Here is a 1,316-nt window from a genome sequence, read left to right as displayed (position 1 = left end):
CGACCCCGACCTTGGCAAGGTCGTGCTCTACCAACTGAGCTATTCCCGCAATTTGGCGTCCCCTAGGGGACTCGAACCCCTGTTACCGCCGTGAAAGGGCGGTGTCCTAGGCCACTAGACGAAGGGGACACGCTGCTGGCATTACTGCCTGCTTTCACTCCCTGCCGCGTTTCGCTGTGTGCTTTACGCTGCAAGTGGCGCGCATTCTATGGATGGTTCGGACAGGCGTCAACCCCTTTGTAGAAATTTATTTAAATCAATGACTTCCGGGTGGGTTGGGGTGCAGAGGCGGGTTGGGTTGCCGATATAGAGAGAAGCAATCCTGTACCGGCCCTTTCGCGGCTTTAGCCGCGAAAGGGCCGGTACAGGCATATAGCCGCTATTCGCCCCCCGGCAAACTCACTACACTCAAAGCTGTAATTCTTCTTCAATGAGGCATTAACGGTGACACCACTTCTGATCACCCTGCTCATCGTGTCGGGTATCGCGCTGCTGATCGTGATCGGCTACCTAAACAATGTGGTCGAGAACGGCAAGCTCGAGCGCGCCCGGATGAAGATCGAGCTGGCCGACCGCCTGCGCCGCTGTGGCGAAATCACCGAGACCTTCCCCGGCCAGTTCATGACCCCGGCGCTGAAGTTGCTGCTGACCCGCCTGGAGCTCAACCTCAACCAGCGTCAATTGGCGATGGACAAGCACAATGCCGAGATCAAGGCGCGCATCGCCGAACTGGAAAACCTGATTGCCCAGGGTGCGCAGATTCCGGTGAACAACCCGCCCAACCCGATCCAGACCGAGATCAAGGCCAAGGATGTGCGTTTCCTGCTGGAGGCGTTGCACAACCAGGTGACCCGCGCCGCCCAGGAGGGCTTCCTGCCCACGCCCGAGGCCAAGCAATGGATCAAGGAAATCCGCCATATCCTGGTGCTGCTGCATATCGAGTTCTTCAACAACCTCGGCCAGCAGGCCCTGCAGCAGAACCAGCCAGGCCAGGCGCGCCTGGCCTTCGAGCGCGGCGTGCAGTACCTGCGCAAGCAGCCGGAACCGAAGGTGTATGAAGAGCAGCTGACGTACCTGGAGAAGCTGCTGGCTCGGGCCAACGCCCAGGTGCTGGACCGCCTGGCCCCGGCGGAGGACGAGCAGAATGAACTGACCCAGGGGCTCAAGACCGATGAGGAAGAGACCTGGAAGAAGAAGGTGATGTACGACTGATGCTTTAACCTGTACCGGCCTCTTCGCGGCTAAAGCCGCTCCCACAGGGTGGACTGCCCCCAAGAAGTTGGACACCAATCCAACCCTTGGGGGATCTATGGGTA

At 59.4% G+C, this 1,316-nt stretch carries 1 protein-coding gene and 1 tRNA gene; one reads left to right on the top strand and one right to left on the bottom strand.

The genetic code is table 11. From position 1 onward, the window contains the following. Positions 1 to 53 precede the first annotated feature (53 nt). Positions 54 to 129 (bottom strand) — tRNA-Glu (locus MJ643_RS30340). A gap of 315 nt (positions 130 to 444) precedes the next feature. On the opposite strand from MJ643_RS30340, the gene MJ643_RS30335 reads away from it, so the two are divergent. Further along, entirely contained in the window at positions 445 to 1,212 is a 768-nt protein-coding gene (locus MJ643_RS30335) for a hypothetical protein (protein WP_023661070.1), read from the top strand. The last annotated feature ends 104 nt before the right edge of the window (positions 1,213 to 1,316 follow it).

This window comes from Pseudomonas sp. PNPG3 (assembly GCF_023093815.1).
Lineage (GTDB): Bacteria > Pseudomonadota > Gammaproteobacteria > Pseudomonadales > Pseudomonadaceae > Aquipseudomonas > Aquipseudomonas asiatica.
This window is presented reverse-complemented; position numbering and strand designations above follow the sequence as displayed.